19 protein-coding genes are annotated in these 25,621 nt (G+C 65.4%); 4 read left to right on the forward strand and 15 right to left on the reverse strand.

Annotated features, from left to right (window positions below; all coding sequences use genetic code 11):
* Window position 1 precedes the first annotated feature (1 nt).
* Together nrfD and C1878_RS09615 are read left to right on the forward strand one after the other, a co-directional pair.
* Window positions 2-877 carry an NrfD/PsrC family molybdoenzyme membrane anchor subunit gene (nrfD, locus tag C1878_RS09610; RefSeq protein WP_114601393.1) on the forward strand — a complete coding sequence of 292 codons (876 nt, stop codon included), beginning with the start codon at window positions 2-4 and terminating at the stop codon, window positions 875-877.
* A 129-nt stretch (window positions 878-1,006) separates the two neighbouring features.
* Complete coding sequence (locus C1878_RS09615) at window positions 1,007-1,678, forward strand: molecular chaperone TorD family protein (RefSeq protein WP_114601394.1); 672 nt, start codon at window positions 1,007-1,009, stop codon at window positions 1,676-1,678.
* Window positions 1,679-1,726: 48 nt separating this feature from the next.
* On the opposite strand, the gene C1878_RS09620 is transcribed toward C1878_RS09615, so the two are convergent.
* The 11 genes from C1878_RS09620 to C1878_RS09670 form a co-directional block, all read right to left on the reverse strand.
* Window positions 1,727-2,371 (reverse strand): vancomycin high temperature exclusion protein, encoded by a 645-nt coding sequence (locus C1878_RS09620; protein ID WP_114601395.1) that lies wholly within the window; start codon window positions 2,369-2,371, stop codon window positions 1,727-1,729.
* A 168-nt stretch (window positions 2,372-2,539) separates the two neighbouring features.
* Window positions 2,540-3,601, reverse strand: coding sequence for an NADH:flavin oxidoreductase (locus C1878_RS09625; RefSeq protein WP_114601437.1), 1,062 nt, complete (start codon window positions 3,599-3,601; stop codon window positions 2,540-2,542).
* An 11-nt stretch (window positions 3,602-3,612) separates the two neighbouring features.
* Window positions 3,613-4,635 carry a hypothetical protein gene (locus C1878_RS09630; protein ID WP_241963692.1) on the reverse strand — a complete coding sequence of 341 codons (1,023 nt, stop codon included), beginning with the start codon at window positions 4,633-4,635 and terminating at the stop codon, window positions 3,613-3,615.
* A gap of 406 nt (window positions 4,636-5,041) precedes the next feature.
* A complete protein-coding gene (leuS, locus tag C1878_RS09635; protein WP_114601439.1) occupies window positions 5,042-7,615 on the reverse strand; it encodes a leucine--tRNA ligase in 2,574 nt (857 codons plus the stop codon).
* 404 nt (window positions 7,616-8,019) lie between these two features.
* A complete protein-coding gene (locus C1878_RS09640) occupies window positions 8,020-9,033 on the reverse strand; it encodes an FHA domain-containing protein (protein ID WP_114601396.1) in 1,014 nt (337 codons plus the stop codon).
* Between the two features lie 85 nt (window positions 9,034-9,118).
* Window positions 9,119-9,988 carry a protein kinase gene (locus C1878_RS09645; RefSeq protein ID WP_158539781.1) on the reverse strand — a complete coding sequence of 290 codons (870 nt, stop codon included), beginning with the start codon at window positions 9,986-9,988 and terminating at the stop codon, window positions 9,119-9,121.
* A 604-nt stretch (window positions 9,989-10,592) separates the two neighbouring features.
* Window positions 10,593-11,384 (reverse strand): peroxide stress protein YaaA, encoded by a 792-nt coding sequence (gene yaaA / locus C1878_RS09650; protein ID WP_114601398.1) that lies wholly within the window; start codon window positions 11,382-11,384, stop codon window positions 10,593-10,595.
* A 100-nt stretch (window positions 11,385-11,484) separates the two neighbouring features.
* The gene (locus C1878_RS09655; RefSeq protein ID WP_114601399.1) at window positions 11,485-12,405 is read right to left on the reverse strand and encodes a thiamine pyrophosphate-dependent enzyme; all 921 of its coding nucleotides are present in this window, start codon (window positions 12,403-12,405) and stop codon (window positions 11,485-11,487) included.
* 2 nt (window positions 12,406-12,407) lie between these two features.
* The gene (locus tag C1878_RS09660; RefSeq protein ID WP_114601400.1) at window positions 12,408-13,616 is read right to left on the reverse strand and encodes a transketolase C-terminal domain-containing protein; all 1,209 of its coding nucleotides are present in this window, start codon (window positions 13,614-13,616) and stop codon (window positions 12,408-12,410) included.
* The gene (locus C1878_RS09665) at window positions 13,613-14,167 is read right to left on the reverse strand and encodes a 4Fe-4S binding protein (protein WP_114601401.1); all 555 of its coding nucleotides are present in this window, start codon (window positions 14,165-14,167) and stop codon (window positions 13,613-13,615) included. The genes C1878_RS09660 and C1878_RS09665 overlap by 4 nt, the downstream gene beginning before the upstream one ends.
* The gene (locus C1878_RS09670; protein ID WP_114601402.1) at window positions 14,164-14,709 is read right to left on the reverse strand and encodes a 2-oxoacid:acceptor oxidoreductase family protein; all 546 of its coding nucleotides are present in this window, start codon (window positions 14,707-14,709) and stop codon (window positions 14,164-14,166) included. The genes C1878_RS09665 and C1878_RS09670 overlap by 4 nt, the downstream gene beginning before the upstream one ends.
* A gap of 679 nt (window positions 14,710-15,388) precedes the next feature.
* Between C1878_RS09670 and C1878_RS09675 the strand changes: the two genes are divergently transcribed.
* On the forward strand, window positions 15,389-17,101 hold the full coding sequence (locus C1878_RS09675) for a lipopolysaccharide biosynthesis protein (RefSeq protein WP_241963693.1): 1,713 nt from the start codon (window positions 15,389-15,391) through the stop codon (window positions 17,099-17,101).
* Here C1878_RS09675 and C1878_RS09680 read toward each other — a convergent pair.
* Window positions 17,090-18,364, reverse strand: coding sequence for an ATP-binding protein (locus C1878_RS09680; RefSeq protein ID WP_114601403.1), 1,275 nt, complete (start codon window positions 18,362-18,364; stop codon window positions 17,090-17,092). The two genes, C1878_RS09675 and C1878_RS09680, sit on opposite strands and share 12 nt — an antisense overlap.
* A gap of 372 nt (window positions 18,365-18,736) precedes the next feature.
* Here C1878_RS09680 and C1878_RS09685 point away from each other — a divergent pair, with 372 nt between their 5' ends.
* On the forward strand, window positions 18,737-21,808 hold the full coding sequence (locus tag C1878_RS09685) for a LamG-like jellyroll fold domain-containing protein (protein WP_114601404.1): 3,072 nt from the start codon (window positions 18,737-18,739) through the stop codon (window positions 21,806-21,808).
* A 183-nt stretch (window positions 21,809-21,991) separates the two neighbouring features.
* On the opposite strand, the gene C1878_RS09690 is transcribed toward C1878_RS09685, so the two are convergent.
* The 3 genes from C1878_RS09690 to C1878_RS09700 form a co-directional block, all read right to left on the reverse strand.
* Entirely contained in the window at window positions 21,992-22,651 is a 660-nt protein-coding gene (locus C1878_RS09690; RefSeq protein ID WP_114601405.1) for a LysR family transcriptional regulator substrate-binding protein, read from the reverse strand.
* Between the two features lie 69 nt (window positions 22,652-22,720).
* On the reverse strand, window positions 22,721-24,064 hold the full coding sequence (locus tag C1878_RS09695) for a phenylacetate--CoA ligase family protein (RefSeq protein WP_114601406.1): 1,344 nt from the start codon (window positions 24,062-24,064) through the stop codon (window positions 22,721-22,723).
* A 186-nt stretch (window positions 24,065-24,250) separates the two neighbouring features.
* Window positions 24,251-25,495 (reverse strand): MFS transporter, encoded by a 1,245-nt coding sequence (locus C1878_RS09700; protein ID WP_158539782.1) that lies wholly within the window; start codon window positions 25,493-25,495, stop codon window positions 24,251-24,253.
* Window positions 25,496-25,621: the final 126 nt, after the last annotated feature.

Genomic DNA, 25,621 nt, shown 5'->3' on the forward strand with positions numbered 1-25,621 from the left:
CATGGTATGGGATGGAATCATCGCCTGTTATCTGTTCTTGGCAGGGTTGGGGGCCGGCGCATTCGCGCTGGCCGCGCTCGCGGGCTTCGTCAAGCCCGATGCGACGAAGCTGCGCCTTGCGGGCTACCTCATCGCCCCTATCGCGGTGGCCGTGGGCACGGTGCTGCTCATGGTGGACGCCAAGGCGGGACTTATGAACCCGTTGCGCTTCTTCGGCCTGCTGGCGAACTTCTCGTCGGTCATGGCGTGGGGCGTGGTCATCCTCATCTTGTTCATGATCGTGAGCGTGGCGGCGCTCGTGATCATGCTGAGGAAGAAGAGCACGCCCAAGGCTCTCGACATCGTCGGCCTTGTTTGCGCCGTGGCCGTGGCCATGTACACCGGTCTTTTGCTGGGCGACGCGCCCGGGTTCCCGCTGTGGAACCCCGTCGTGCTGCCGCTGCTGTTCCTGGTGTCGGCCGTTTCGTCCGGCTTCGCCGCCGTCCTCCTGGCGGCGCACGCTGGCAAGACCGGGGAGCCAGAAGGGCTGGGTTTTCTCAAAAAGACCGGCTTGGCGCTCCCCGTGCTGGAGGCCGTGCTCGTGGTCGCGTTGCTGGCCGTGACGGCCTCCGTGGGCGGCAGCGCGGGGCCTGCCGCGGCCGCTTCGGTGGCCAACCTCGTGAGCGGGCCCTACGCCGTGGCGTTCTGGTTGGGGCTCGTGGTCGTGGGTTTGGCACTGCCCTTCTGCCTCGAGCTGGTGCGCGCCGCGCAGGCGAAGAAGAACCCGGAAGCCGCGTCGTCCGGCATGGCGATCGCCGGCGAGGCGTGCGTGCTCGTGGGTGGTTTCCTGCTGCGCTACCTGGTCATCATGGCCGCCGTGCCCTTGGTGCTGTTCTAACGCTACGTTTCTGAGAACCTACCCGTTTGGCATCCGCAGCCGCTCCCTCCCTCCCCGAGCGGCTGCGGAGCGGGCCGTTGCACGACGGGGGCGGCCGCCCGTTGGTCGCCTCCGCAAGAAAGGAAGCCCGTGGAAACGACGATCGACGAGACGGCTGCGGAAAGCGCGATGGAAGCGCGAGCGGCCGGACTGGTGTACGAAACGCTGGCCGAGGCGCTGCTCAACGTTCCCGACGAGCGGATACTGTCCGATGTCGCCCGCGTGGCCGACGTGCTCGGCGCGGAGGGGCTCGATCGCTTCGAGGCGAGCGCCGATTTGGAGCAGCGGTACTTCGACCGCTTCTTCGTCCCCTCGAGCCCCTACTTCGTGCCCCTGAGCGAAAGCTGTCTGCGCGGATCGGCCGTCGTGGACGGGGGCCGGCGATACGGGCCCACCGCCGGGCCCGACATTGATCACGTGGAGCAATGCTATCGCAGCTGGAGCTTCGAGTTGTCCTCGTTGACCGGCTACCCCTTGGCCGTGAAAACCTTGCGGGCCGACAGCTTGGCGAGCGAGCTGGCGTTCGCAGCGCTGCTCGCGCAGGCCGAGTCGGAGGCTCGAAGCGAGGACGAGGCGAAGCGGTGCCGTACGTGGAGGGGGCGGTTCGTCAATCGACATCTTGCCCGATGGGCCGACCAGGCAGCAGAGGCCGTCGCCGAGACGGACGACGATTTCTTCGCGCGCCTCTGCGCGCTCGTCGCCGCATGGGTGTCTTTCGACCAGAGGGGCCTCGCGGCGCGGACGGATTCCGCCAACGCATAGCGCCCCTCGCCCGAACGGACCCCACGGCGCAATCCCGCGCCGCGTTGCTTAATCGGTCACGTCGCCCGACTGGTTCAGGCTGATGAAGTCGCCCACGAACGTCGAAGGCGCTTTGAACAGCGTTTTGAAGAAGTCTTTCGTGCGCGCGGGGATCTCGCGCAAGTCGTATTGGGTCTGCTTGCTGTAGGTGTGGTAGTCGCTCGGCACGCCCACGGCCGCCAAACCGAGGCCTTGCGCGGAGTAGAGGGCGCGGTACAGGTGGTAGGTCTGCGTGGCCACCACGATGCGCTCGGCGCCGAACACGTGCTTGGCGCGGTACATGCTCTCGTAGGTGGAGAAGCCGGCGTGGTCGCTGAAGATGTCCTCGCTGGGCACGCCCTGGGAGATGGCGTAGTCCTTCATGGCTTTGACCTCGTTGTACGACACCGTGCTGTTGTCGCCGCTCATGATGATCTTCGGCGCGGCACCCGCCCGGTACAGCTCGATGCCGTCGTCGAGCCGGTCCTGCAAGATGCCCGACGGCGTGCCGTCGGCGAACACGGAGGCGCCCAGCACCACGATGGCGTCGGCGTCGAAGGCCGCCGCCTCGTCGACGCCGACGATGGCGTCCTTGGTGGTGACGATCGTGGCGACGTTCGTTCCCGCAACGACCAACGCCGCCACGACCGCGCACCCGACCACGAGCCACACCATACGCCTCAACCATCCATGTTTTTTCTCACGTGTCATAGGCTTCGATGATAGCAAACGAGCGCCGCCCTCGCGCCGCAACGCCGTTCCCGTCATCGAATCTCACGGACTTGTCCACAAACAACGGTTGAAGCCGCACACCTGCCGCCCGAGGCCGGCAAGCACTGCGCCCTACCTCTTCGGCAATACGCAACGGTGCCCCGGCGTCTTGCTGCATCCGTTGCACGAGACGCAACGCGGCGCGTATTCCGGGTCGTCCGCCCAACGGTCCACCAGGTCGGGCTCGCAGATGAGCGGACGGCACAGGCCGAACCCGGCGATGCCGTCCTCGGCGGCCAGGCGTTCCATGACATCGAAGCGCCGGTTGCCGCCCGTGAGGACGACCGGCACGTCGACCTCGCGGGCCAAGCGCCGCGCGAATGCGCCGAAGAACGGTTCGCCGCCGAAGTCCCGCGCACGGCAGGCGCGCCACGCTCCACTCACTTCGATGGCCGAAACGCCGTGCTCCGCGAGCAGCTTCGCCGCCTCCAAACCGTCGTCCTCGGTCAGCCCGCCTTCCACGCCGTCCGAGCTGTTCAGCTTCACCATCACCGGGAAATCCGCGCCCGCCGCGCGGCGCACCGCTTCGACGGTTTCAACGACGATGCGAGCACGGTTCTCGATGGAGCCGCCGTACTCGTCCTCGCGGCGGTTGAGCAGCGGGTTCAGGAACTGGCTCAGCAGGTAGCCGTGGGCGGCATGCAGCTCCACCCCGTCGAACCCGGCGTCGCGGGCGCGCACGGCCGCGGCGGCGAACGCCGCTTCCAACTGGCGGATGTCGCGCATAGACGCCTCGACGGGCACGATGCCCGTCTTGGGGTTGGCCACCGCCGAGGGCCCCAGGATGCGCGCGCTCGGCGGTTCGAGCTTCGTCGCCGAACCGCCGTACACGATCTGCGACACGACGCGCGCGCCGCGCTCGTGCATCGCGTCGACGAGCGCTCGGTACTCGGGCACGAACGAATCGTCGTAGATGCCCAGCATGCGCGGGTTCGGCTGCTCGTCGGCCGTCACGTAGGCGTACCCCATGACGACGGTGCCCACGCCGCCTTCGGCCAGCTCTTCGCAAATCGCGGTCAACTCAGGCGTGAGGTGGCCGTCTTCAGTTGCCAGCCCCTCGTACGTGGCCGCCCGCACGAACCGGTTCCGCGCCCGCAGCGTTCCGATCGCCAGCTCCTCGAACAATGCGCTCATCTCAACCTCGCTCACTCGTCAACGTCATCGAACCCCACCGCCTGCGATGCTTGCGGCAACGACCCGAACGAGTCAAACAGCTCGGCGCGCATCTCGCAGTGCTTCCGCGTGAAGCCCGGATCCTGGTATCGCAACCGTTTTCCCATCCGTTTCGCCAGCTGATGGGCTAAACGGTTGAACGCGCCGCTATCCATCACCTGCCCCCTCGTCACCGTGACCGCCGTGACGCCCAACGACAAAAGCGTGCTGCGGCGACGCGCGTCGCTTTCTTGCCGTTCAGGATCCGCATGATACAACTTGCTGTCGTATTCCAGGCAGAGGTTCAACCCGGGCCAGCACAGATCGCACTCGCAATAGCCTCTATCCGCCAGTTTCCGCAAACGAGGCGGCACGTCGATGCGATGGTTGAGCACGGGCTTCAGCAAAGCGTAGCCGCCCAAACCATACGGCAGGCACAGCAGCATGGCGAGCGCGGTTTCCATCGGCGAGGCGGATCCGTTCAAAACGTACTGCAAGGCTCGCAGCGCCTTCGCGCGCCCTTGCACGCTCGGCGTCGCCTCGACGAACGTCCTCAGCTTGGCAACCGAGGTGAGCGGCGCGGGACGGCGCACGGCCGGCCCTCCTTCGACCAACGCGTACGTGCCGCAAAGCTCGAACCCCAGCTGGATGAGGCCGACAAGCGAAAGGCGCCTGGCCATCTGCAAAAAGCAGAACTCCGGCGTGCTCATCAGAAAATCCTCGCTCGCACCGACGACCGATTTCTCGGGAAGCGCGCTCCAGACGCAACCGACCACGGAGGACGTTCGCGAGCGCGCGCCGTCACAGCCGACCAGCGCGCATAAGGGAAGCGCGCATCCGGCCGGGCGGCGGTTTCCGCCGACGAGGTGCGGCCTTTCCTTGGCGGCCATCACCTCGCGGGCGCGTCGCGTCGCCTTTTGGCGTTCGCGGTAATCGCCGAGGTAACCTGGACCAACCAATCTCCAATACTGGAGCGCCGATGTATATCCTACAATTATTTCCATAAAGGTCATCATAGGCAAATCTGGCAGAAATTGCGAGTTGAGGGAATGATTTTCGCACGGAAATCGAAAAAGCCTGCATACGATCTGGAAAACCCCAGGTCGGCAGATTTTTAGTCGCGCTTTTGCTAAGTTTGCCGGTTCATACATTCCCTGAACTCAAGATTTATGCCAAGTTCGAGGATCGCGCCGACTGCAAACGACGAGCGGCCCTCGCCCACCCGCCCCGTTCACCGCGAGACAAGCTGCCGCGCGCGAACCACGCACCCGACCCGGTTTGAACGGAATAAGGCAGCCAGCCGCCATCTGAAAAGCAAAACCTTTCCTTGAAAGCCAAAAGGCGGCCCGGAAGTCCAGACCGCCTCTGTTCATAGCCTTGTCACGCGACGGTGCCCCCCCGACACGCCGCGAAGGAGAAGCCCTACTTCGCCACGATGTTCATCAGGCGGCCGGGCACCACCACGACCTTCTTGACGTCCTTGCCCGCGAGCATCTGCTCGGCCGCGGCCAGGGCGGCGGCTTTCATGTCGTCCTCGGGCGCGTCGGCGGCCACCGTGATCTTGGCCTTCACCTTGCCGTTCACCTGCACGGCCAGCTCCACCTCGTCGGCCTTGGCCTGCTCGGGGTCGAACTCCGGCCACGGCTGCTCGTAGACGGAGTCCTGGCGGCCCAGCGCGGTGTGCCACAGCTCCTCGGCCCAGTGCGGAGCCAGGGGCGCCATCATCTTCACGATGACCTCGGCCACGTCGGCGTCCAGGGCGCGCAGACGCTCGTCGGCGGCGCGCGTCTCGGGCGACACCCTGCGCAGGTAGTCGCTGGCCGCGTTCACCAGTTCCATGATGGCGGCGATGGCGGTGTTGAAGTTGTTGCGGTCGAAGTCGTCGGCGACTTTGCCCACCACGCGATGCCGCTCGCGGTTGAGCGTCTCGGCCGCCTTCTCTCCCTCTTCGCGCGACGAGCCTTCCTGATAGAACGTCTCGTCGCCCGCTTGGCAGAGGAAGTCGTTCACGATGCGCCATGCGCGGTTCATGAACTTGTAAATGCCGGCCAGGCCGTCCTCGTTCCACTGCAGTTCCTTGTCGGGCGGAGCCATGAACAGGATGTAGGTGCGCACGGCGTCGGCGCCGTAGCCGGCGATCATGTCCTCGGGCGAGATGACGTTGCCCTTGGACTTGCTCATGACCTCGCCGTGCTCATCCAGCACCATGCCCTGCGTGAGCAGGTTCGCGAACGGCTCGTCGAAGTCCACCAGCCCCAGGTCGCGCAGCACCTTCGTGTAGAAGCGGCTGTACAGCAGGTGCAGGATGGCGTGCTCGATGCCGCCGATGTACTGGTCCACCGGCAACCAGCGGTTCGCCTTCTCGGGTGCGAACGGCAGCTCCTCGTTGTGCGGGTCGGTGTAGCGCAGGTAGTACCAGCTGGAGCACGTGAACGTGTCCATAGTGTCCGTCTCGCGCTTGGCCGGGCCGCCGCACACGGGGCACGTGGTGTTCACGAACGCCTCGTGCGTGGCCAGCGTCTCGCCGGCGGCCAGGTCGATGTCCTCGGGCAGGCGCACCGGAAGGTCCTCCTCCGGCACGGGCACGAGGCCGCACTTCTCGCAATGGATGGCCGGGATGGGGTTGCCCCAGTAGCGCTGGCGGCTGATGAGCCAATCGCGCAGGCGGAACTCCACCTTCGTGCGGCCGAGGCCCTGGGCCTCCAGATCGGCGACGATGGCGTCCACGGCCGGCGAGTGCTTGCCGCCCGTCATGCCGGTGTACTTGCCGGACTGCACGAGCACGCCCTCGGCGTCGTAGGCGTGGTCCCAGTCCACCGAGGTCACGCGGCGCTCCCGCACGCCGTCCAGCTCGGGGAACAGCGGGTCGTCCTCGCCCAAGATGATGGGGATGATGGGCAGGTCGTACTTGCGCGCGAACTCGAAGTCGCGCTGGTCGCCGCACGGCACGGCCATGACCGCGCCGGTGCCGTAGTCGCTTACGATGTAGTCGGCCACCCACACGGGAACCTTCTCGCCGTTCACCGGGTTCACCATGTAACGGCCGGTGAACGCGCCGTGCTTCTCGCGGTCGCCCTGCGCGCGCTCCACGGCGCTCACCTTGGCGGCGCCCTCCACCACCTCGCGCACGGCGGCCTCGTACTCGGTGCCCTCCACCAGTTCCATGAGGCCCTGGTACTCGGGCGCCAACAGGAAGAACGAGCAGCCGAACAGCGTGTCCGGGCGCGTGGTGAACACGGTGATCCGGTCGGCCTCGGTGGGCTCGGAGGGCGCTTCGCCGTCGGGCCCGCACAGCGTGAACGTGACCTCCGCGCCCTCGGAGCGGCCGATCCAGTTCGCCTGCATCTGCTTGACGCGCTCAGGCCAGCCGGTGAGCTGATCCAGGTCGTCCAGCAACTCCTGGGCGTAGTCGGTGATCTTGAGGTACCACTGGGTGAGATCGCGCTTCTCCACCGCGCCGTGGCAGCGCCAGCACGTGCCTTCCGTGACCTGCTCGTTGGCGAGCACGGTCTCGCAGTTCGGACACCAGTTCACGGGGCTGTTGCGGCGCTCAACCAGGCCGCGCTTCCAGAACTGCAGGAATATCCACTGGCCCCAGCGGTAGTACTCCGGATCGCACGCCACGACGGTACGGTCCCAGTCGTAGGAGAATCCCATGCGCTTGAACGACGCCTTCTGCGTGTCGATGTTGGCGTAGGTCCACGTAGCGGGATGGCTGTTGTGCTTGATGGCGGCGTTCTCGGCCGGCAAGCCGAACGCGTCCCAGCCCATGGGATGCAGCACGTCGAAGCCGCGCATCTTGGAGTAGCGCGCGACCACGTCGCCGATGGTGTAGTTGCGCACGTGCCCCATGTGGATATCGCCCGACGGGTACGGGAACATCTCCAGCACGTACTTCGTCGGCTTCGAGGTGTCCTCCGTCACCTGATAGAGGTCGGTGTCGGCCCACTCCTTTTGCCAGCGAGGCTCGATCTCATGCGGGTTGTAAGGTTTCATGGTCATGTTGCTTCCTCGAAACGTATGGGCAATCGTAGTTGCACATTGTAGCAGTGTTACCGCGCTTGCAGGAGTTATTAGCGCGTATCGTCGGGCAATCGGCATGCGCGCGCCCGGCTCGCCCCCTCTGACATGACAAGGCCTTTGGGTGGGTTCGGGCAACCCGCACGCCTTCCATCCGTCGAATATCTTCGGCAGGCCGCTGCCGGAACGCTCGACGATTTCGACGAACGAGAATATCTTCGACATGGTCGCGTTGCTTGGGTCGAAAAAACGCCCCCGGAAACGGCAGCTTTCATATCAACCCGAAAGCCGCCGGGATTTGCAAGCTCGATACGATCCGGCCTGCGCAGAGGCGACTAAACCCCGCCGACGATCGAGCTGGAAAGCGGAATATTCCTTGATCAGCGCCGCGCGACCCGGTTTCCCTCGAGCAGGGCGCCGAACCAGTAGTGTGCGACGCCGGCCAGGACGATGCGGTCGCCGAACGCGAGCTCGAACGGCTGGCGGCCGTCGCGCACGCTGTCGTACACGACGCAGTCGTCGCGCAGAACGCGGCTGCCGTGCCTCGACCCTTGGTCCTCCAAGCACCAAACGCCGTTTTTGTTGACGATGCGACAGTGCGACCGCGAGACGTACGGATTCGACTCTATAACGTCGCAGTCGGTGTAACGTCCGATGGCGAACGGACGGTCGTCCGTCAGGGTCCACCAGTTGGCCATGGCGCCCTGCTCGTCGCTCGCGTACTTGATCAGGCAGGCGCGGTTTTCCCGCAAACAGGGCCGGTCCTCGGCTTCATCCGGAACGACGAGCGGCGTCTCGTCGGCCAGCTCGAACACGAGGCGCTCGTCGAGATACCCGAACGTCATGAGATGGAAGTACGAGGACGCGAGCACGACCAGCTGTTCCCGGCATCGTTCAGGAGGGAGTTCTTCGCACCAAGCGAACAGGGAGCGCATCTCGTTGGAGATGCGGTCGGGGTTGAGCTCCACGCGCCCGTCCTCGCGCTCGTTCTCCAGCCCGCGCTCGACGTCTTCCCACAAGGCGCTGCGGAAATAGCCGGCCGCCTCACCGGCGTCGCAGCCCGCCTCTTCGCACAGCTCGGCGCAGAGGAGCCGCGCGGCCTCGTCGAAAGCCCGGGGGTTCTTTTCGTAGCTCATGCGGAAATCTTCCACATAGCGCCGCGAGTGGATGAGGCGAGACAAGACGGCCGCCGTTCGCTTGCGAATGGTGGGGTTGTCGTGATTGATGTAATGGCCGTTCGTTCCGATGTAGGAATAGAGAACCTTATGATTGACCCGGCCGTGCGAGAGCGATCGAATATGCTCGGCGAAGTAGTACAGCGCCGTGTGCCATCCGCAATCCTCGCCCGGCACGTCGAATGATCGCGTCTTCTCGGTGTTCGTCGTCGACCGCACCTTGACCCCTTGTCTCTGTTGCTTTTTCAAGCCTGCGTTTGCGCAAGTAAACGATCACTAGGTTATTCGTCTTGGGGAGGTCGCCCTATTGCGCAACACCATTCGTTATATCACCGGCCGGCAAATCAGGCTGGGGACGAAGCGCGAACGCAGGCGTGGGAAGGGGTTCCGCGAAGTTGGCCAAGGTAGAGGACGCACTCGAGTCGGCGTAGCGCTCCTTCAGCCGTTCCATCCGTTCCACCAGCTCAAAGGCGTTCGGGCGCTCTCGCGGATCGAGGGAAACGCAGGCTTGGAGCGTTCGCCGGACATCGCGCGGCAATCCGTCATCGATGCGCGGTCCGGCGCCTCGGCGAAAGCGCGCCGACCAAAAGGAAAGGTCGCGGCGCGGGGAGGGCGGGAACGGATACGGCCACAGCCCCGTGAGCACCTCGTGCGCCACGATGCCGAACGAGAACACGTCCATCGTGTCGTTCTCCCAGCCCTCGTTGCGAAGGATCCCCTCGGGTGCGGCGTATCCGTACGATCCGCAGGGCACGGCGCCCGCCGGCCCGTCCAGGAAAAACGCGGTGTCGAAGTCGATAAGGGTCGCTCGATTGCACGGCGAGCGGGAGATGATGATGTTCGAGGGCTTGACGTCTTGATGGACCAGTGGCGCCTTCGGGTCGAAACGGAGCAGATCGCGAAGGCAAACGGCTACGGCGAGCAGCAGCGACAGCGACTCGGAGAACGGAACCGGCCGGCGTTCTCGCGCCCGCTGCGCGATCAAATGCGAAAGCGTCGCCCCCTCGACCCACGTGAGCATCGAGTAGAGCAGCTCTCCGCAATCGGAGCGGGGCGGCGACTCGCCCACGATCCCGTATGCGAGAACGTGCGGCAGACAATCGCCCTCCCCCGCCGCAGCGCGAGATCGCGCGCTCTCGGCCAGACGCGAGAGCAGCTCGGTCTGATGCCGCAAGTACGGACCCTCGGCCCGTACGGTTTTCAGACAGCACCTGCGCTGGGAAGCCGCATCGGATGCGAAACGGCAGACGAACACGTACGAACGGCTGCTTTTCGACACGAGTTCGATCGACAAAGGCTGTGATGCCCACCTGCGTGCTTCGACGCGGCGCGCGGAATGGATATGCATGCCCGATCCTCCACTTCGCCGAAGCGCCCTGGACGTCAAGGCGCATGGTCCGTTCGGAGGCCCTCGTGGAAAAACGTTTTGAGCAAGGAGTGCTGGCGAACGTGCGCGGGAGGTCGCTCGCACCGCCTTGGGGCAGTGCTCTGACGTGCGCGCCGACGGTTTTCGGGAGGCCTCCCTCATCGCAACTATAGCCCGTTGAAACGCCTATACGAGTTGCGCAACTTCAAGTTAGACCAGCTCGAAGACGCACGAACCGCCATCGGCCGAAAGTCCGAAGCGGGGCGGGCACGCCATCCGCGAAGGCCCCCTATGCAGGCGAGTTTTCGCACGCGTCAAGCAGGCGCAGAAGATCCGCGAACGGCGCGCGGAGAGCGACGGGCTCGCACCGCAACCGGCTGGCGCGGGGGACGGAGACGGAACAGCGCGCGGATCAACGCCCGAGGACGAACACGAGGCGGTCGTCGCCGGACAGGCGGTCGTCGTACGCGTAGCCGGCCACGTCGAACGCCCGCAGGTCTTCGGGGCGGCGCACGTCGTTCTCGGCGCACCAGCGCATCATTGACCCGCGAGCAGCCTTCGCCGCCGTGGAGCGTTGGACGAGACGGCCCTGCGCATCGACGGTTCCGAACAGGCAGGTGACGATGCGCGGGGGCGGCGCGAAAGCGGGGTTTCCCCTGTCGTCGAGGCTGCCGGCCCGCGCGTGCGGAACGACGGCCTTGGCGTACTCGACCGAGGCCAGGTTCACGATCACGTCGGTTTCGGCGGCAAGCGCACGGTAGAGGCTGTCGCCCCAGAAGGCGTAGAGGTGGGGCGCGCCGCCTGCGGGCAGCTTCGCCTGCATTTCCAAGCGGTACGGCACCACGCCGTCGAGGGGACGGAGCATGCCGTAGAAGCCCGAGAGGATGCGCAGGCGCTCCTGCAGGTACGCCAGCTGCGCCTCGTCCATGACCTGCGGCGCGAGATGCTGGTACTGGATGCCCTCGTAGGCGAGCACGGCCGGGGTGAGCGCGCTGGCGCGCAGGTCCATGGTGCGGACGCGTTCGAAGTTGAGCTCGGCCAGCGCGTCGCTGCACCGCCAAAGCGCCTTCGCCTCGTCGTAGGACAGCGCGCGCAACGTGCCGAGCAACAGCTCGGTTCGATCGAGGAACGCGGGCAGGTCGCGCCAGGCGAAGGCGTCGTCCACGACGTTCATCTTCTTGGCGGGCGATACGATGAAGCGCACGGTTATCCTCTCTCCGCCTCAGCGCGCCGGCGCCGGCCGTCGCGAGCCTTCGCGCCGTCCGAAAGCGAGGCGTCCGTCCGTCTGCACGAGCGGCATGGCGCTAGCCGCGCCAATCCCGACGCATGGCCTCCCATTTCGCGTCGCGGCCCGCTTCGACGGCGGCCGCGTCCTCGTCGGTGAGAGCCCTGAAGCGGCCTTGGCGGCGCAGGTACGCGCCCACGCCGGCGAACTCCTTGGGGTCGCGGTTGAGCTTGAAGCGGCCGCCAGGCACGCCGCTCACTTGCTCGCCCTCGTACTCGGCCAGGTACCACAAACCCGTGTCCACGATGTCCTGCGCGATGTCCACCGTCTCGTCCACGCCGCAGCCCCAGCCGGTGGGGCACGGGGCGATCACGTGGATGTAGCGCGTGCCGCGTATGTCACGGGCGCGCTCCACCTTGCGGACGAAATCGTTCAGGTAGCCGATGGACGCCGTGGCGGCGTAGGGGATGCCGTGGGCGGCCACGATCTCGAACAGGTTCTTCTTCTGCGTCAGGCAGCCGCGCGCGTTCGAGCCCGCCGGCGTGGTGGTGGTCTTGGCGCCGAACGGGGTGAGCGAGCTCTTCTGGATGCCCGTGTTCATGTACGCCTCGTTGTCGTAGCAGATATAGAGCACGTCGTCGTTGCGGTCGATGGCGCCGGAGAGCGCCTGCAGGCCGATGTCGGCCGTGCCTCCGTCGCCGGCGAAGCCCACCACCGTGCAGTCGTCGGGCTTCTTCCCCTGCGCGCGCAGGCCGGCCTCGATGCCGGTGAGCACGCTGGCCGTGGCGGCGAAGGGCGTGATCATGGCGTTGTTCGCGAAGGCGAGCTGCGGGAAGTTGAAGCCGACGGCGCTCATGCAGCCGGCCGGCAGCGCGGCCACGGCATTCGGCCCCAGCACCTTGAGCGCCGCGCGCACGGCGAGCGACCCGCCGCACCCGGCGCACGCCTTGTGGCCGAAGAAGAACTCGTCGTCGCTGATGTTCTTGGCGTTGACGGCCATGGTTACCGCCTCCCTTCCGCGACGGCGTCTGCCGGCGAGTCGATGCCCAGGAACGACACGCACGCGACGTCCGTTTTGCCGCCCGCCGCTTCTTGCAGCACCCGAAACATGCCCTTCATCTGCGCTTCCGAGATGTCGTCGCCGCCCAGGCCTCCGATGAAGTTGTACGTGGGAACGCCCGCCCCTGCCTGTTGGAGCGCGGAGTTCACGTTCGTGAACACGGTGCCCTCGGCGCCGAACGACACGTCCTTCTCCAGCACGCCCACCGCACGCGCGCCGCGCACCGCCTGCACGACGGCGGCGGCCGGCATCGGGCGCAGATAGCGGATGCGCAAAAGCCCCGCGCGCTCGCCCGCCGCGCGCAGCTCGTCCACCACGGCGCGCGCAAGGCCCGCGATGGATCCCAGCGTTACCAGCACCACGTCGGCGTCGTCCGTGCGGTACGCCTCCACCATGCCGGGATAGCGGCGGCCGAACACCTCGGCGAAACGCGCCTCCGCCCGTTCGACGGCCGCCGGAGCGGCTTCCAGCATGTCGCGGTGCTCCCAGTACTTGAAGTAGCGGTCGTACTCGGACCCCGCCGAGAAGCCGATGTTCACCGGATGCTCGAAGTCGAAGCGGTTGCCCGCCCCGTCGTAGGGCGGCAGGAAGGCGTCAGCCTCTTCGGGCGCGGGCACGTCCACCGTCTCGTAGGTGTGCGTGAGCGCGAATCCGTCCAGGTTCACCATGACGGGCGTGCGCACCGCCGGGTCCTCGGCCACCGCGTAGGCCATGAGCGCCAAGTCGAGCGCCTCCTGGTTGTCCTGGGCGTACACCTGGATCCAACCGTGGTCGAGCAGCGAGAGCGAGTCGCGCTGGTCGCCGTAGATGTTCCACGGCAGCGCCGTGGCGCGGTTCGCGTTCATCATGACGATGGGGAACCGGCCGCCCGACGCGTAGGTAAGGCACTCGGCCATGTACAGCAGGCCCTGGCTCGACGTGGCCGTGAACGTGCGCGCGCCCGTGGCCGCAGCCCCGATGGCGCACGACAGCGCCGAGTGCTCGGACTCCACGTGCACGTACTCGGCCGCCAGCGAGCCGTCCTCCACCATCTCGCTCAAACGCTCCACCACCACCGTCTGCGGCGTGATGGGATACGCGCTGACAACCTGCGGGCGCGCCAGCCGCACGCCCTCGGCGAACGCCTCGTCGCCGGAAAGGAACCGTTTCATCGCACGTCCCCGCCTTCCCCGTCGTGCGCGGCCTCGGCGGCGAGCGCTTCCTTCTCCGAAACCATGGCGATGGCGCCGAACGCGCACATCTTCGCGCAAATGCCGCAGCCCTTGCAGAAGTCGTAGTCGATGGCCACGCGCGTAGCAGGCTGCTTGAGCGAACGTGCGGGTTGGCGCAGTGGGTCAGCGAGGGTTTCCCCGGTGCCCGATATCGTGGGGATGGCGGAGGCGAAGCGTACTTCGGTACGCGAGCCTTCGGCATCGCCGCGAGATCGGGTGCCGGGGGAAGCCGCAGCGTCGGCCGGTTCCGGCGGCCGGGAGGCCGCCGGAACCTTATAGACCGTGCCGTCGGGGCAGTACATATAGCATTGCAGGCAACCGGTGCATGCGGCAAGGTCCACCACGGGGCGCACGTTGCGCCAACCGGCGTTCGTCATGGTGAGGTAGCCGGCCTCGAAACACGTGGCGTGCGCGAAGTCCTGCGGGTCGAGCGCGCCCGAGCGCAGAACGGGTATATGCGCGGCGCGGCGCGCGGGTTCTTGAGTGCTCATCGGGCCTCCTCCTCGCCGTCGGTACAGCCCAGCTGCGCACGCACGGCATCGATGATCTGCAGGTTCTTCGCGTGCAGCTTCGCAGGCATGTACTGGCGCACGGCCTCGCGCACGTCGTCGGCGTCCAGCCGGTCGCACAGCGCCGAGAGCGCGCCCAGGAACACGGTGTTCGGGATGGGCCGGCCCAAGACGGCGCTCGAAATGCCGTCGGCGTCCAAGGCGACGATGCGCTCGTCGTCGAACGCGCCCGTGCTGTTCACCAGCACGGTTCCACCCGGCTTCAGCTCTTCCTCCCAGCCGTCGCCCAACAGGGTGTCGTCGAGGTAGACGACGAAGTCGGCGCGCTTGATGGCGCTGCGGTCGCCGATGGGCGCATCGCTCATCTTCGTGAACGCCCGCATGGGCGCGCCGCGCCGCTCAGGTCCGAACGACGGAAACGCCAGCGCGTGCCGGCCCTTCTTGAACGTCGCGGCCGCGCCCAGCAGCCGGGCCGCCGTGAACGCCCCTTGGCCGCCGCGGCCGTGCCATAGAACCTCGATCATGCGAATCTCCCGTTCTCACGTGCGTCGATCCTGCAAGTATAGCGGTACCGCCGGAGCAGCGCAGCAACGCAGCTGCCCTGCCGCCGCCAATCTTCCGTTAATGGGCAAACCCCGCACCTCGCGAATGCAAACACCATCTTGATTTCTGAGCAGAAATGACGGTTGGGTACCGCTTTTCAGGCGTCGGAGCTTGCTTGGGAACCTTTTCCTGCTCGCAATGCCGAAGGCGGAAAAACGCGAGCAGGGGAAACGCGGTCTCGCCTGTCGGCCACCGAAGACGAAGCGGTACCCCACCGTCATTTCTGCTCAGGAAACCACTTTTCTTTTGCATTCGGGACGTCGGCAACGGTCGATGCCGGGCCGGCGTTAAATCCCACCATGAGCATCGAAAGATGCGGAAGTCTGGAGCTTCCAGCTTCAACGCGGCGTTTGCTGCTGTCGTGAATCTTAGGGGGCCGGCCTCGCGCTGACTATATAATGCTCGAAAGAGAGAAACGGTAAAGGTGAAACGCGAAGGAGTTGGCGAGAAAACGTCATGAGCCGCAGCATATTTGACAGAAAACGCTCGTCAGCACAGCAAAAACCGACCGATTCCGGCATGACGCCCGCAGACGCGCGGCCGAAAGCCGAAACCGCAAGCTCCCGAGGCAGGCACGGACGCCCTGAACCGGAAACCGACGTGGACGAAGGCCGCGAGCACGCCATGCACGACGGCGAAACGCCGACCGGCGGCACTGCGCGCCGCGGCGATGGCGAATCCGCCGACGACGCCTCCCGCCGCAGCCAAGGCCGCTCCTCCCGCGACGGCAAGGCGCGCAAGCCCCGTAAGCCCAACTTCGTCACACGCCAGGTGAACCACTGGTGCAACCGCCTGCTGGGAGCCGTGTCCGAACGCTCGCTCGCGCAGCAGGAAGAAGAGTACGCGGCGCACCGCACCACGCGCGACTACGTGTGGAACTCCATCGGCATCGGCGCGTGGGGCATGGTGTTCCCCATCCTCACCGTCGTGGTCACGCAGCTCGTGGGCGTGGAGCAGGCCGGCATGTTCTCCATGGCGTTCGTCACCGGCATGCTGCTCATGTACCTGGCCAACTACGGCGTGCGCACCTACCAGGTGTCGGACCTGGACGAGGCCCATTCGTTCTCGGACTACCAGGCGAACCGTTGGATCACGTGCGCCGTCATGGTGGCGGCGGGCGCGGCGTACTGCATGATCCGCGGATATTCGGACGAGATGTTCACCATCAGCCTGGGCGTGTACGTGTACAAGATGGTCGACGGCCTGGCCGACGTGTACGAGGGGCGCCTGCAGCAGGTGGACAAGCTCTACCTGGCCGGCGTGTCGCAGGCGTTCCGCTCGGTGATCGTGCTCGTCGCGTTCTCGCTGTGCCTGCTCGTCACGCGAAACCTGCCGGTGTCCTGCATCGTGATGGCCGTGGCCGCCGCGGTCACGTTCGTGGTGCTCACGTTCCCGCTCGCGCTGTTCGAGACGCCGAAGTCGCGCCGCGTGAGCCCGGCCAGCGTGGGCAGGCTGTTCAAGCAGTGCTTCCCGCTGTTCCTGGCGCTGTTCCTGTACGCGCTCATCGACAACATGCCGAAGTTCGTCATGGAAGGCGTGCTGAGCTACGACAACCAGCTGTACTTCAACGCGCTGTACTTCCCCGCGCAGGGCATCTTGCTCACCATCGGCCTCATCTACAAGCCGCTGCTCGTGCGCATGGCCGAGGCGTGGGGCGACCCCGCCAAGCGCAGGAAGTTCGACCTGATCATCGTGGCCATCATGCTGGTGATCGTGGCGTACACGGGGGCGACGGCGTTCGTCATGGGATGGATCGGCATCCCCATCATGAGCTTCTTGTACGGGCTCGACTTCGAGCAGTTCCGCGGGCTTTTGTACATCATGATCGCCGCGGGCGGCGTGACGGCGGCTATCGATTTTCTGTACCAGGTCATCACCGTGCTGCGGCGGCAGCGCGCCGTGACGAAGCTCTACATCATCACGTTCGGGTTCTCACTGTTCGTGCCGCTTCTGCTGGTGAACTTCACCGGGCTTCCGGGCGCGGTGATCGGCTACCTCATCGTCATGTGCATTCTGCTCGTGCTGCTGGTGAGCGAGTACATCAGCATCCGCCTGGGCTTCTCCAAGGAAACGGAGGACGACGGGGACGCGGTGGGCCCGGGGCCGAAAGCGCTCGGACGCCCCACGACGGCGCGCGCGTCCGCCCACGAGAAAGCGCGCGTGCGCGCGATCGAGGCCGAGCTGGAAGCCGAAGGCGGGGCGACCAACGGCATGTCGCCGGCACGCGCCGCCGCCCACGCCAAGGCCCGCGCCCGCGCCGAGGAGCCTTCGGGACGGGCGAAAGCCGACGACGAGGGGACGCTACCGCAGTAGGTCGTCGGAATCCAAAAGAAACATGCGGACATCCCGATGCACGATGCCGTTCCGGCTCCGATCGACCTTGTCGAGCGACAGCACGTACTTCGGATAGTCGCTTCGCAGCTCCTCCAACGGCTTGAACTCCCGTTCAATCGTCGACTCGTCGGCCAGCAGGTAGCACACCTGCACATACAACTTGCGCGACCCCTTCGAAGCTACGAAATCTATCTCGCGCGAAGCGACGCTCGGCTTCCCAGAAGCGCTTTGACTTTCGCCGGAAACCTCGAAGGGCTTGTCGCCTACCGTCACGCCCCAGCCGTAACGGAGCAGTTCGAGGAACACGATGTTCTCCAGCACCTGATCGATATTGCGGTCGTTGTTCCCATACACCGCTTCCCGCAAACCTTGGTCGACAAGGTAGTATTTTTCTTGACTCTTGAAAACCTTCTTGCTCATCACGTCGACCCGTGGCGCACGGTACAGCAAATTGGCGTTGCAAGCCACTTGCACGTACTTCAGCACCGACCCGATGGATATGGAGATATTCTCGCCCTCCAGCATGCGCTCGATACTGCGCCCGCTGAACGTGTGGCCGATGTTCGCGATCAAGAACGGGAGCAGCTCCCCCAGCAACGACGCGTCCTTGATGCTTTCCCGTTCCACCATGTCTTTCAAAACCACGGTATCGTAAATGCTCAGCAAATATTCCCGACTGGGATCAGGCGCATAATCGAGGTACGAAAGAAACGGAAATCCTCCGAGCACTCGATAGACGTCGAACGCGTCGTCCACCGTTTCATCAACTCCGTCATCCGTTCGAAGGCGCACGAACTCCGAAAACGAGAACGGGAAAACCTCGAACTCCACGTAGCGTCCGCTGAGGTAGGTGGCGAACTCGCTTGAAAGAAAATGCGCATTGGAACCCGTAAGATAGACGTCGATCTCGAATTCCGTCTGCAACCCGGGAACGAGCCGCTCCCACGCTTCGACTTCTTGCACCTCGTCGAGGAAGAGATACCCCTTCGAGCCGTTCAATTCGCCAACCCACGTCCTCACCCGTTCATACAGAAGATCAGGATCTTTAAGATGGCGGTTCGCGTATGCCTCCAAATTGATATCGAGCATATTTGTATCGGGCACGCCTTGCGATTGCAGCTCCGCGCGCACGAGTTTGAGGAGCGTCGACTTTCCCGATCGGCGCACTCCGGTGACTACTTTGATAATCGGTTTGCCGATAAACGGGCGAATCCTGTCAAGGTAAAGCGGGCGGTCTATCATAGGGACCTCCAAATTTGTTCATTGTAATTGACAAAATAGGCTTTAATATACTTTTTGTCAATTACAATGAACAAATAGGTCATCCACGAAATACCGCCTGAAGCAGCGTTGCCGCTGTAAGCGAAGCGGTCGCCTGCCCGCGCCGAGGAACCTTCGGGACGGGCGAAAGCCGACGACGAGGGGACGCTACCGCAGTAGCGCAAACAACCTGGGGCATCCGCTCTCCATTCAGCGGCTTACCGAAACCATACTCAGATTTGGCCGCATCCTGACGCCTATCTGACCGTTCGCTAACAAGGCGTCCCTATCTTTAGCAGGGTAGCTTTCGTCGGCGCGCGAGCCCATGCGCGCCACCAACCGAACGGAGTGTCCATGAACGCAAGACCCGCCTATCGCGCCCGCGCGGCTGCGCTTTTCTGCGCAGCCGCCGTCGTCGCGATCGCGACGACCCTCTGCCTTGCGCAGACGGCCTTCGCGGACGACTCGCCGACGGCGATGACCCAAGAGCGCATCGACGCCGCCAACGACGCGTACAACAACAAGGCCGCCAAGCTCACCTTCCTGTCCATGTCGGACACCGAGTTCGGGGGCAACGCGAGCACGGCCGACGAGGCGCAGGCGCTCGCCTACCAGGCCAACAACTACCTGTACCAGCGCATTGCGGCGTGGGCCGCCAAGAAGAACTTCGACGTCCAAGCGGTCATGGACAACGGCGACGTGGTCGGTGCGAACGAGGCCGAGTACAACGCCCATGTGGCGGGGAACAGCGCGAAGCCGGCCGGTTGGTACCGGGCCATCGAGCAGGTGTTCTCGGAAAACTTCGGAAACGACTGCTACATGCTGTTCAGCCAGGGAAACCACGATATCGCCGACCTCATGGGAACGACGTTGGACGAGAAGCACAAGGGCGATGGGAAATGGTTCTATCCGAACCAGAGCACCAACAACATAAGCAACTACCACGTGGTCGTCAACGGGTACGACTTCATCACGCTCGACTACAACGGGCCGACGACGTTCGGATACGGCGGTCAGAGGACCGGTTACCAAGACTTCCTCAAGCAAACGCTGGCCGACATCAAGGGCCGCGGCGACTACGACCCGAAGAAGCCCATCTTCGTGCAGATGCACAGCGGCTACCAGGGCACCTCGCTGGGCGGGCCCTTCCACGCCAACTACGACACCGCCGGGGCGGACCTGCAGACCATCCTCAAGGACTATCCCCAGGCGCTGGTGGGGTCGGCCCACACCCACTTCTCGGTCGAGCCGGAAACGAGCATCTACCAGAAGGACTTCACCTTCTTCGAGAACGGCTCCATGAACTACATCTACCAGGACGTGCCCTCCGATTTCCTGGGAGGCGGCTACTTCGGCGGCAACCAGGGAACCGGCGAGATCTCCGAGAAGACCTGCAATTTCATATCCGTCCTTGAAGACGGCTCGACGGTCATCCGCCGGTTCGACGTCACGCACGAGCGCTGGATCGGCATGCCCTGGGTGGTGGACACGACCCAGGGGAAGGCGGGCTTCCAGTACACCGACGGCAAGCGCAGCACCACGGCCCCGTGGTGGGAAGACGGCGCCGCCGCCACGGCCGCCAACCTCACGGAGACGTCGGCCACGCTCGGGTTCACCCAGGCCGTGGACGACCAGCTGGTGAACTACTACGAGATCGGCATCACGGACAGCGCCGGCAACCCTGCTTCGTTCAAGGCGAACCAGGTTCCCGACTTCGGCAACAACGCGCCCAAGTCGTTCACCGGCTCGTTCAAGGCGTACTCGCGCTGGTACATGACGCCGCAAACCATGGGTTTCGACCTGACGGGGCTGAAGCCGGCCACCACCTACCGCGTCAAAGTCGTCGCGTACGACGACTTCCAGAACGCCTCGGCCGTGCCCCTGGAGGGAACCTTCCGCACGGCCGGAACGATGGAGTTCCCCACCCTGCCCGAAGCGACGCTGCCCGAAGACATCGAAGACGACCTGTTCTTCGACATGGGTTTCGAGGGCGACCTGAGCGACTCCGTCGGCGGCGTGACGGGCACGCCGACCGGGAACGTCGGCTTTGCCGACAGCTACCGGGCGGACCACGGGAAGGCCGTTCGACTGGGAAGCGGCAACGGCACCTACATCGACTTGGGCAAGCCCGCGCAGCTGGATCTGGGCACCGACAAGAACCTCACCGTCAACTTCTGGATCAAAGTCAACTCCCATAGCGGCTACTCGTCCATCCTCAGCAACAAGAACTGGGCGAACTGGTGGCGCTCCGGCATCAACGTCGCCCCCCAGGCGGGCGACACCACCAAGCTCGAGTTCACCTTGGGAGACGGAACCGGCGGCAGCGGAGGCGTGTACTGCACCGGCGACGTGGACAACTACGTGGGCGCATGGCACATGATGTCGTTCACCGTCGACCGCGAGAGCCAAACCGCGCGCACGTACTTCGACGGAGAGTTGAAGAAGGAAGCCGACATAGCAGGCGTCGGCAACATGACCAGCAACCTGCCCCTGTACCTGGGCATCGATGCGAGCAGGCAGTACGGCAACATCGGCTTCGACATGGACGACCTGCAGATGTGGGCCCGCCCGCTCGCCGAGGACGACGTCGCCGCGCTGTACGCGTCGACCGACCTTTCGAAGGTGCGCGAAGCCCTGGCCGACGGCATCGCCTACGCGCAGGAGCTCAAAGCGCGCATGGACGTGGACGCCCAGAACGGCCGCGTGTTCGACGACACCTTGACCGCCGCGCTCGACGCCGCCGTGAGCGAGGCCCAGGCCGCCACCGACGCCACCGCGCAAAACGCCTTCTCCGCGCTGAAAACCGCGGTGGAGAACGTGGAGAACCAGCCGGTGCGCTACCAGGTGAAGGCAACGGCCGAGAACGGCACCGCAACGCCCGAGAAGGATGTCGTCGACGCGGGCGATGACGCCGTGTTCGACCTCGCGCCCGCCAGCGGATACCAGATCGACGGCATGAAGGTGAACGTGCAGACGGGCCAGGCCTACACGGTCGAGGGAACCAAGCTCGTCGTCGAGAAGATCGACGGGCCCGTTGCCGTGAGCGTATCGTTCGCCGAGGTCACCGACAACCCCGGAGGCGACAACCCGGGCGGGGACAATCCGGGAGGAGACAATCCCGGCGGCGACACGCCGAGGGGAGACGGCGGCACGGGCGGCAAAACTCCGCCGCGCGGCACGCTCACGCCCCTCGCCGCGACCGGCGACGAAGTGCCGTGGACCTTGGGCGCTCTAGCGGGAGTCGTCGCGCTTGCCGCCCTCGTCGCCTTCGGCTCGTTCGCCAAGCAGACGGGACGGATGGACGCGGAAGCATGCGGGGAGGACGGAGAAACCGCTCCTATCGCCTTCGCAGATGACGACGAGGCCATCGTGCCCATGAAGCCGGTGTCCACGACGTGGACGATCGGCAAGAGGCACCTCTTCTGATGTAGCCCCGCGCAAGCGGACGGCAAAGCGAAGGCCGGCCCCTGCGAGGCCGGCCTTCGTCGTTGAGGCGCGAGCGGCCACGGAGCGGCAAGCGAGCGAAGCGATGCCTGCCATGCGGCCGGAGGCCGCATAACGGCCGGCCGCAGCGTCGGCAGGTTCCGCGGGCCGTAGGCCAGCGGAACCCTAGAACCGGGCGTACTTCACCAGGTTCTTATTGAGCGTGTCCACGAAGCGCTGGCCCGTCTCGCCCAGCTGCTCCCCCTTGCGCACCACGTAGCCCAGATGCAGCTGCACGTCGGTGTCCAAGGGCACGGTGTTCAGGCCGGCGCCGTCGGAGATGCCCACGAGGATGCCGCTCGTCACCGTGTAGCCGTTGAGCGCCACGATGAGCTCGGAGAGCGAGGCGCGGTCGGTGCAGGCGATGCTCTTGGCGCGCGGCGTGGCGGCCAGGGCCTCCTCGGCGAAGGCGACCGGCGAGTCCTCGTCCTGCTCGAAGTACAGGTACGGGTAGTCTTCCATGTCCTCCAAGGTCAGGCTCGCGGCGTTCACCATGGGATGGCTCGCCGGCAAGGCGACGCGCGGGGCGGACTGGATAAGCTCGACGAACTCGAGGCCGGCCGCATCGAGCGCGGCGTTCACCTCGTCGGCCGTGGCCGAGGTCTGGAACAACACGCCCAGCTCGCTCTTCCCGCTCGCAACGTCGTCGATGACGCCGCGGGTGGTGCGGTCGCGCAGCGCGTAAGCGTAGGAGTCACCGCCCAACGCCAGCACAGTGTGGGCGAACGTCTGCACGTTGAACAGGTAGTGCTGGCCGGAAACGGCGAACGTGGTTTCAATGGTCATAGATGGTTCCTTTCAGCGAGATCCTTCGACTCCGCGCCTGCGGCGCTCCGCTCAGGATGACAGGGAGGGTTATCGGGTCTGGCAGCCGCGCTCGTCGATGAAGCGCGACGCCTTGTGCTCGGACGACGTGCCCAGTTTGCCCGCATCATACACGATAACCTTCTGCGGGCGCACGCCCACGTGGGCCTTGATGGCGGCCATCGTGCGGGCGGCCACCTCGTCGTAGGGTTCCTCGCTGCCCAGCGAGCGCTCGACGGACACCTCGTACTTGCAGGTGAAGTCCTGCTCGTACACGCGAATGGAGTACTCGCCGGTCAGACCGTCCAAGCCGCGCACCACGTACTCGATGTCGGTGGGGAACACGTTGACGGCACTCACGATGAACATCTCGTCCTTGCGGCCGGTCACATAGATGCGCGCCAGCGTGCGGCCGCATTCGCAGGTGTCGGTGGACACGTAGCCGATGTCGCCCGTGCGGAAGCGGATCATGGGGCGGGCCTTCTTCGACAGCGTGGTGTACACCAGCTCGCCCGTCTCGCCCGGGGCCAGCACCTCGCCCGTGCGCACGTCCACCGTCTCCACGAGTATCTGGTCCTCCACGATGTGCAGGCCGTCGTGCGCCTCGCAGGCGGCCGCGCACGCGCCGTAGATGTCGGATAGGCCGTAGAAGTCGACCACCTTCGCGCCCCACAGGTTCTCGATGGCCTCGCGCGTGGACGGGATGGACCCGCCCGCCTCGCCGGCCACGATGATGGTGTGGATGTTGAAGTCGGCCTTGGGGTCGTAGCCCTTCTCCTTCGCCACCTCGCCCAGGTGCCAGGCGTAGGACGGCGACGTCCAGATGACGGTGGGCTGGTACTGCTTCAGCACGAACAGCAGGCGGTCGGAGGGCACGGCGCCCACCCAGATGGCCAGCGCGCCCAGGCGCTGCGCGCCGATGACGTCGGGCCCGCCCACGTACAGCGCGAAGTTGAGCGCGTGCACGTAGCGGTCGTTCGGCCGCATGCCGGCCTGCCAGAACAGGCGCGCCTCGGTGTCCTGCCACAGGTCGAAGTCCTCCTGCGTGAAGGGGCTCACCGTGGGCACGCCCGTGGAGCCGGACGAGGTGGCCATGAAGATGACGTCCTCTTCGGGCACGGAGCACATCTCGCCGAAGAACGAGCCCACATGCTGGGTCTCGCGCTCGGTCTTCTTGTCGATGAACGGGAACTTCGCGATGTCGGCCAGCGTCTCGATGTCGCCCGGCTTCACGCCGGCCTCGTCGAACGCGCGCTTGTAGTACACCGTGTTCTCGTACGCGTAGGCCACCATGTCCTTCAGGCGTTGCAGTTGCAGCGCTTCCAGTTCGGGCCGCGGCATGCATTCGATCTCCGGATCGTAGTATTTCTGGGATACGGGGATGTCCTTCGCCATGGTTACTCCTTGCTCGGTTCCGTTTTTGCAGCGTATAGCATGAAACCACTAACGGGCGGCAAATACAACCATGCACGTCATTCGATGTTTTGATGCTTTGCTATCGCTCGTTTAGATAGCTCGGCGGAACGCGGAGGCGAATGTCCCAAATGGGGACTGTCCCCATTCGGGACATTCGGATGACGCCTAACCGCGCAGCGCCCGCAGATCGGCGTTCCACTTCTTCGAGAACGGCAGCACGTCGATCAAGGCCACCACCGAGAGCACGCCCAGGATGGAGAACACGGCCAGCGGGCTGTCCACGCCGCCGGCCGCCGCCTGCGCGGCCATGCTGAGCAGCGAGCCGTAGATGATGGACGTGTTGATGATGGACAGGTTGAGCGGATACTTCTTCGAACCGTAGCGCTGGCGCGCGAAGGCCGACGCCACCACCGGCTCGCCGCCGTAAGCGAAGCCGCAGCACAGCGCGCCGGCAACGTAGAGCGCCGGCGTGCCGGTGGCGAAGGCCCCGATGATGCAGGCGCAGGCTGCGGCGGCCACGGCGCCGTCCACGAACATGGTCACCTTCACGTTGGTGCGGTCGTAGATCATGCCCACCACCACGCGCGCCAGCCCGTTGCACGTGGACACCAACCCCACCAGCAGCGTGGCGAAGGCTGCGTCGAGGCCGACGAGCTGGGCGTTGGCCGCGCAGTTGCCGATGGTGGCCAGCCCGATGGCCACCACGATGACGGCCCATATCCAGAACAGATACAGGATGGGGGTCTTGAGAACCGCGTCGCCGCTGCCCGGATCGTGGCCGGCCGCCGACGCCTGCTCGGGCGCCATGAGCGCCACGATGTTCTCCGGCGGACGGCGCAGCATGAACGCCGCAGCCACCGCCACCACACCTCCGGCAACGCCGATGCCCGCGAACACGGTGCCCAAGCCGAACAGGGGCACCAGATTCACCGACAACGTGCCCAGAATGAGCGACCCCAGACCGAAGCCCATCATGAGCACGCCCGACGAGAAGCCCACCTTGTCGGGGAACCACAGGTTCGTCGTGGACACGATGGTGTTGTACCCCATGCCCACCCCCAAACCGCCCAGCACGCCGTAGCACCCGTACACCATCGCGATGCTCCCCTTCGCGAACAGCCCCGTGCCCGCGAACCCGCAGAAGAACAACGCGGCCGCGATGACGATGGCGCCCTTCACGCCGATGCGCCGCTCTACCTGAGAGCCCAGGATGGCGCCGATGCAGAACGCTATCATCATGATGTTGAACGTAAGGCCCACCGCGCCCTTTTCAAGCTCGAACGCCGCGCTCATGGGCGCTGCGAACATCGAGAACGCGTAGATGAGCCCGAGGAACAGCAAGGCGAACGTCGAGCACGCCAGCGTGCGCATGCGCTCGCCCTTGACACGGGCAACCGTCGAATCGGACATGGAGCTCCCCCTCCGTTGCGAGTTGATGCCGCCTTTCGGGCCCCCTAGCCCACGGCCGCGGCGCCCGAGACCCCGGCACCGAGCGGAAGCGGCACTTCTTCGCATGCATTGTCGCCGAAACCCGCG

The sequence above is a fragment of the Gordonibacter sp. 28C genome (assembly GCF_003339845.1).
Classification (GTDB): Bacteria; Actinomycetota; Coriobacteriia; order Coriobacteriales; family Eggerthellaceae; genus Gordonibacter.